General features: G+C 68.1%; 5 protein-coding genes. 3 read left to right on the forward strand and 2 right to left on the reverse strand.

The genetic code is table 11. The features are described from left to right. From dinB to HUU96_RS08650, 3 genes are all read left to right on the forward strand, one after another. Positions 1-932: DNA polymerase IV (gene dinB, locus HUU96_RS08640; protein ID WP_174292427.1), on the forward strand; the 932-nt coding region annotated here is incomplete at its 5' end. Next, the gene (locus HUU96_RS08645; protein WP_174292428.1) at positions 929-2,197 is read left to right on the forward strand and encodes a DUF763 domain-containing protein; all 1,269 of its coding nucleotides are present in this window, start codon (positions 929-931) and stop codon (positions 2,195-2,197) included. The genes dinB and HUU96_RS08645, both read left to right, overlap by 4 nt. 5 nt (positions 2,198-2,202) lie before the next feature. Further along, on the forward strand, positions 2,203-2,793 hold the full coding sequence (locus tag HUU96_RS08650; RefSeq protein WP_174292429.1) for an alpha-ketoglutarate-dependent dioxygenase AlkB: 591 nt from the start codon (positions 2,203-2,205) through the stop codon (positions 2,791-2,793). A gap of 9 nt (positions 2,794-2,802) precedes the next feature. On the opposite strand, the gene HUU96_RS08655 is transcribed toward HUU96_RS08650, so the two are convergent. Together HUU96_RS08655 and HUU96_RS08660 are read right to left on the reverse strand one after the other, a co-directional pair. Next, positions 2,803-6,120 carry an error-prone DNA polymerase gene (locus HUU96_RS08655; RefSeq protein WP_174292430.1) on the reverse strand — a complete coding sequence of 1,106 codons (3,318 nt, stop codon included), beginning with the start codon at positions 6,118-6,120 and terminating at the stop codon, positions 2,803-2,805. Between the two features lie 28 nt (positions 6,121-6,148). Then, positions 6,149-7,121, reverse strand: a 973-nt coding sequence (locus HUU96_RS08660; RefSeq protein WP_174292431.1) for a DUF6504 family protein, incomplete at its 5' end; no start/stop codon positions are given.

The raw sequence follows: 7,121 nt of genomic DNA on the forward strand, positions 1-7,121 counted from the left end.
CGCTCCGCCGTTGCCCCGAACTAAGATTCGTGCCGCCGCGGTTCGACGTCTACAAGGCCGTCTCACGCCAGATTCACGCAATCTTCGCCGAGTATACCTCGCTCGTTCAGCCGCTCTCGCTCGATGAAGCCTATCTCGACGTGACCGAAAACCGCGCCGGGCTGCCGACCGCGTGGGCGACCGCCAAGGCGATCCGTGCCCGCATCCTGGAGGAGACCGGCCTCACCGCCTCGGCCGGCATCTCCTATAACAAGCTCCTTGCCAAGCTCGCGTCGGACCAACGCAAGCCCAACGGCCAGTTCGCCGTCACCCCGGAGATGGGTGCAAGCTGGGTCGAGACGCTGGCGGTCGCGCGCTTCCACGGCGTGGGCCCGGTCACTGCCGCCAAGATGAGGCGGCTCGGCATCGAGACCGGCGCCGACCTCCGCGCCAAGTCGCTCGCTTTCCTCGAGCAGTATTTCGGTAGCGCCGCCGGCTGGTACCATGCGATCGCGCGAGCCGAGGATCATCGTCCCGTGAACCCGAACCGCGAGCGGAAGTCCTCCGGCTCGGAGACGACGTTCGACCGCGACCTGACGGAAGCTGCCGACATCGAGGCCGGTGTCCTGCGGATGGCCGACGACGTATGGCGCTGGTGCGAGAAGGCGAAGGCGTTCGGGCGCACGGTCACGGTCAAGATCAAGTTCGGCGACTTCCGGCAGATCACGCGCAGCCGCAGCCATCCCGGCGCGGTTGCGGACCACGCGGCGCTCCGCCAGGCGAGCCTCGATCTCGTACGGTCGATCTACCCTCCCGAAACGGGCATTCGGCTGGTCGGGGTCACCGTCTCCAACTTCGACGCGCCGTCACGCGAACGCCACGAACCGCTTCCGCTTTTCGAGTCCACCAGCGCGACAGCGGACGCGTCAGTGATGGCCGAGACGAACCGATGAGCCGCCGTTCGGGCAGCGCCGACCTGCCGCTCCACGGGGGCCGCGTCCCCGCCTGGCTCGGGCAGCGCATGACCCGGCTGGGGGCGGTGATCGCGCAAGCGATCGTGCTTGAATATGGTCGCGATGAGCTGCTGCGGCGGCTTGCCCATCCTTTCTGGTTCCAGTCCTTCGGCGCGGTAATGGGGATGGACTGGCATTCGTCGGGCATTACGACGAGCGTGATCGGCGCGCTCAAGCGCGGGCTGGCGCCGCTCGCGGGCGAGCTTGGCCTCCACGTCTGTGGCGGCCGTGGTCGTCACAGCCGCGCCACCCCTGCGGAATTGATCGCGGTCGGCGACCGTGTCGGCCTCGACGGAGCGGACCTTGCGAGAGCGAGCCGTCTGGTTGCCAAGGTCGACAGCGCCGCCGTCCAGGACGGGTTCGACCTCTATCTTCACGGCTTCATCGTTGCCGACGACGGGCACTGGGTCGTGGTGCAGCAAGGCATGAACGGCAGCGTCAAGCAGGCTCGCCGCTACCATTGGCTCTCCGAAGGCCTGGCGAGCTTCGTCGATGCGCCGCACGCCGCGATCGAAGGCATGGGCCAAGGCCAGATCGTTAATCTTGCCGACCGTCGCGCCGCCGCGTCGCGGGAGCGTCAGCTCGACCTGCTTGGCGCGCTTGGACCGTCGGGCATCGTCCGTGAACTCTCGCTGATGAAACCCCGGCCGGTCCGGCCAGCCGAGCCGGACGCGCAAGCGCTACTGCCGCATCTGATGATGCCCGCGCACCACGATGTCCGGACCGAGGACGTAATCGAGCGGCGGCTTCATGGTGCGCTCGCCGCCGCCGCCGATCGCGGTCCCAAGGACTTTGCCGAGTTGCTCCTCGTCCCCGGCATCGGCGCGCGGACCGTCCGCTCGCTCGCGATGGTCGCCGAAATTATTCACGGTGCACCCTGCCGATTCAGCGACCCGGCGCGCTTCTCGCTCGCGCATGGCGGCAAGGACCGGCATCCCTACCCCGTGCCCACCAAAGTCTACGATCGGACGATCGAGGTGATGAAGACAGCCGTGCGCACGGCGAAGCTCGGTAAGGAGGAGGAACTCGCCGCGATCAGGCGGCTCGACGTGCAATCGCGCAGGCTGGAGGCGACCGCAACAGGGCCATCCGTCGAGGCGCTGATCGGGCAGGAGCGCGAGCGCTCCAATGACTATGGCGGCAGAAGCGTATTCGGCTGGGAGCCGCCGGCTTATTCCTCGTCCCACGATGCTGCCGGGTCGTAATCGGGATGCTCGATCTGTTCGATACCCCGCTGCTGCCCGGGCTCATGACATCCAACGACTTCATCACCGAGGCGGAAGAACGGCTGTTGATCGAGCGCATCGACGCTGCCGACCTGTCGCCGTTCCGCTTCCAGGGCTGGACCGGCAAGCGGCTGACCATGTCCTACGGCTGGGCCTATGACTTCGACGCCGGCCAGCTCGGGAAGGCAGATCCGTTCCCAGACTGGCTGCTGCCGATCCGCGACCGCGCCGCGCGCTTCGCCCGCCTGCCTGAGGCCGAGCTCGTCCAGGCACTGCTGATCCGCTACGATCCCGGCGCGGGAATCGGCTGGCACCGCGACCGACCGGCATTCGAGCATGTCGTTGGGATCTCGCTCGGCGCACCCGCGACCATGCGGTTCCGCCGCCGACATGCCGAGCGGTTCGAGCGGGTCTCGGCGCCGCTGCCGCCGCGCGGCGTCTATCAACTCAGTGGCGAAGCGCGGCATGACTGGGAGCACAGCATCGTCGAGATGGAGCACACCCGCTGGTCGCTGACGTTTCGCAGCCTGGCCGCAGGCAAGCGCTCTCGCCCGGATAGCCGGGCTCGCTCCTGATAAACGACGCTAGCGAAAGTCCCGCGGCTTGACCTTGATCCCTTCGGTCGGCTGGCCCGGGATGATGCCTGAGCCGAGCCGCAGGTCGGGAATGTATATGTCCCGCGCTTTGCCGAGCGGGCGCTCGGCGGCGTCGCGATAATCAGCGCCGCCGCCGTGGGTGGCACCATCTCCCCGCCCCATCCGGTAGACCTGCGCAAGGTCGGCGCGCGACCCCACGCTCGCCAGCAGCGACGACAGGTCGTCGAGCCGTTGCGCAACGACGTGGATGACCTCGCCCTCGCGCTGCACGCGGCCGCGCACGCCCATCATCGAAGCGCCGAGCACTACTCGCCGATGCTTCTCGAACAGGGCGGGCCAGACGACGAGGTTGGCGACCTCCGTCTCGTCCTCGAGCGTGATGAACATGACTCCCTTCGCGGAGCCGGGCTTCTGCCGAAGGAGGACGATGCCGGCGATGTCGACCCATCGCCCGTCGCGGGTGTCCCTCAAGCTCGCGCAGGTTATCATCTTGCGCCGCGTCAGCTCGTCGCGGAGGAAGGCAAGCGGGTGCGCGCGCAGCGACAGCCCGACTGTCCGATAGTCCTCGACGACCTCTTCCCCCTCCCTAATCGGAATCAGCGCCACCCCCGGCTCGACGGCTTCCGCGCGCAGCTTGCCGTCGCGCTCGTCGGCCGCCGCGAACAGCGGCAATGCGGTGTCGCCGAGGCCCTTGACCTCCCACAGGCCGGAGCGCCGCGACAGCTCGAGCGAGCCAAACCCGTCGGCATGGCCGATGCGATCGAGCGACCGCCCGCCGACGCCCGCGCGCCGCTGGATCTCCTCGACCGAGCGATAAGGCTCCTCGCCACGGGCAAGCGCGATTGCTGCGCCATCGGCGTTCTTCAGGTCGCGGACATAGCGCAGACCCAATCGAACCGCGTGGTAGCAGCCGCCGGTCTGCTCGAGCGTGCAGTCCCAGCGGCTGTGGTTGACGTCGATCGGCCGCACTTCGACGTCGTGCTTGCGTGCATCGCCGACGATCTGCGCGATCGCGTAGAAACCCATCGGCTGGGCGTTGAGCAACGCCGCGCAGAATACGTCCGGATGGTGGCATTTCATCCAGGAACTCGCATAGGCGATCAGCGCAAAGCTCGCCGCGTGGCTCTCTGGAAAGCCATAGGACCCGAAGCCCTCGATCTGCTTGAAGGTTTGTTCGGCGAAGGCGCGCTCATAGCCGCGCGTGATCATGCCCTCGATCAACTTGTCGCGGAAATGGCTGACGCCGCCGGTCAGCTTGAACGTCGCCATGGCGCGGCGCAGCAGATCGGCCTCGGTGGCGGTGAACCCCGCGCATTCGATCGCGACGCGCATCGCCTGTTCCTGGAACAGCGGCACGCCGAGCGTCTTCTCGAGCACGCGGCGTAGCTCTTCGGTCGGATAGGTGACAGCCTCCTGGCCGTTGCGCCGCCGTCGGTAGGGGTGGACCATGTCGCCCTGGATCGGGCCCGGCCGGACGATCGCGACCTGGATTACGAGATCGTAGAAGGTGCGCGGCTGCATCAGCGGGATCGAGGCCATCTGCGCGCGGCTCTCGATCTGAAAGACGCCGAGCGTGTCCGCCTTGCGGATCATCGCATAGGTGGCCGGATCCTCCTGCGGAATCGTCGCGAGGTCGAGCCTGATCCCCTTGTGCTGCTCGAGCAGCGTGAAGGCGCGGCGCATGCAGCCGAGCATGCCCAGCCCCAGCACATCCACCTTCATGAAGCCGAGCGCGTCGATATCGTCCTTGTCCCACTCGATGATCTGGCGGTCCTTCATTGCCGCAGGCTCGATCGGCACCAGCTCGTCGAGCCGCCCGAGGGTGAGCACGAACCCGCCGGGATGTTGTGAGGTGTGGCGCGGCGTATCGATCAGCTGGCGCGCCAGTTCGAGTGTCAGCGCCAGCCGGCGGTCGGACATATCGAGGTTGAGCTCGGCCGCATGCCGCTCCTCGACGCCCTCGCGGCTCCAGCCCCACACCTGGCTGGCGAGACCGGCGGTGACGTCCTCGGTGAGCCCGAGCGCCTTGCCGACCTCGCGCACCGCGCCGCGCGCGCGGAAGCGTGAGATCACCGCGGTCAGCGCGCTGCGCTCACGGCCATAGGTCTCGTAGATCCACTGGATCACCTCCTCGCGACGCTCATGCTCGAAATCGACGTCGATGTCGGGCGGCTCCCGCCGCTCGGCGCTGACGAACCGCTCGAACAGCAGCTCGGACTGCACGGGGTCGATCGAGGTGATCCCGAGCACGAAGCACACTGCGGAATTGGCGGCCGATCCTCGCCCCTGGCAGAGGATGTTCTTCGAGCGCGCGAAGTCGACGATCGAGTGGACCGTGAGGAAATAGGGCGCGTAGGCGAGGTCGGCGATCAGCTTCAGCTCATGTTCGAGCTGCCGGCGTACCTTGTCGCTCACGCCTGCGGGATAGCGGTCAGGCACCTTGGCCCAGGTCAGCCGCTCCAGTTCCTCCTGCGGCATCAACCCCGAGGCGCCGACCTCGTCGGGATAGGTGTAGGTCAGCTCCGACAGGTCGAACGTGCAGCGTTCCGTGATCTCGACGCTGCGGGCCAGCGGGCGCAAGTCGCCCAAGTGGCGGGCGAACAGTCGCTGCATCTCGGCGGAGGGCTTGAGGTGACGATCGGCGAAGCGCTCGCGCCGCCGTCCGAGCGTATCGACGGTGCACTTCTCGCGGATGCAGCCGACCACGTCTTGGAGCAGGCGCCGGTCGGGCGAATGGTAGAGCACGTCGCCCGTGGCGACCGTCGGGACGCGCGCGGCGGCAGCCTGCGCCGCGAGGTCGCGCAGCCGGATCGCATCCTTCGGCCGGCGTCGCAGCGACAGCGCCATATAGGCGCGATCGCCGAACAGGCTGGCAAGCCGCGAGAGCGCCTCCTCGTTGATGGCATCGGCGCGATCGGCGACGAGAATGCCGACCAGCCCTTCGTTCCATTCCTCGACATCCGACCAGTGGAGGATGCACGCGCCCTTGCCGCCCCGGCCCTTGCCGAGGCTGAGCAGCCGGCACAGCCGGGCATAAGCATGCTTGTCGGTCGGGTAGACCAGCAGCGACGTGCCGCAGACCAGGTCGAGCCGACAGCCCAGGATAGCGCGAACGCCGGTGACTTTCTGGGCATCCCAGGCGCGGACCAGACCGCCGAGCGTGTTGCGGTCGGCGATCCCGAGCGCGGGCAGGCCGAGCAATGCCGCGGCGGAGAACAATTCCTCGGGACTGGACGCACCACGCAGGAAGCTGAAATGGCTGGTGACCTGCAGCTCGACATAGTCGCTGCCCGCAGCAGCGCTCATCGCCTCACGCGTGGAGCGACGCCCCTGCTCATGCGAAGGCGCCGTGGATGAACCACGTCATCGGGCCGGTCGCCGCGCGTTCGCCGTCACCCAGCCGAAACAGCCAGTAACGCCCGCCGGTCACCGTCTCGACCTGGAAATAATCGCGCACGACGTACGGCATGTCGGCTTCGTGGCCGCGCTCGCGCCACCACTCGCCGTGAAGCCGCTCGGGTCCATCGGCCTGCGCGACGCGGTAGCGCGTGCCGCGCCACACGAACATCGCCGGCGGATGATCGGGCAGCATCGCGGTCACCTCGATACGCTCGGGCGGGTCGATCATCCGCGCCGGCCGCGCGCAGTCGCCGTCCCAGGCCATCCCGGTCGGGACGGCAAGCGGCGCGCACTGGCCGATCTCCCGCTCGGGCATGGTGCTCGGTGTCGCGGTGCGCCGGTAGAGCCGGCGCTGCCCGAACCGGTTGGCGAGGGCATCGACGAGCGCCGGCAAGTCGGGGGCGCGCCGGCCCTGAGCCGAGATAACCTCCGACTGGAACGCCCCCAGCGGCTCGACCAAGGGCGCGAGCAGCGTCATCGCCTCGATGCCGAGCCCGGGATCGATCGTCTCGATACGGGCGATGAGTAGCTTGGCGAGGTGCCGCTGATCGCGTGACGGCGCCGCCGTGCCGATACGGACTGCCTGGATGGTGCGATCGACACGCTCGAAGATCAGGTCGAGCCGCCGGGCGCCGCTGCCGTCGGCGACAAGGATCGCGACGAGGTCTGCGACCAAGTCGAAGATGACATGCGCGAACGCGTCCGCCGTGCTGATCGGCTCAAGCAGCCCGCGCCGGACCCGCGGCACTTTCGTTGGAAAGATCGGCTCGATCGGCTCCGGGATAAGGCCCAGCGCCTGGTCGAGCCGCCGGTAGAGCTGGCGCCCGAACCTCTTGGCGAGCGGGGCGCGCGGCGCCGCGATCAGCTGCTCGACCCGCTCGAATCCCATGCGGCGCAACTCGTCGGCG

The sequence above is a fragment of the Sphingomonas bacterium genome, assembly GCF_903644135.1.
Lineage (GTDB): Bacteria > Pseudomonadota > Alphaproteobacteria > Sphingomonadales > Sphingomonadaceae > Sphingomonas.

Coding starts and splice junctions, on each gene's coding strand:
- HUU96_RS08645 (WP_174292428.1), top strand. CDS start 929: ATGAGCCGCCGTTCGGGCAGCGCCGACCTGCCGCTCCACGGGGGCCGC.
- HUU96_RS08650 (WP_174292429.1), top strand. CDS start 2,203: ATGCTCGATCTGTTCGATACCCCGCTGCTGCCCGGGCTCATGACATCC.
- HUU96_RS08655 (WP_174292430.1), bottom strand. CDS start 6,120: ATGAGCGCTGCTGCGGGCAGCGACTATGTCGAGCTGCAGGTCACCAGC.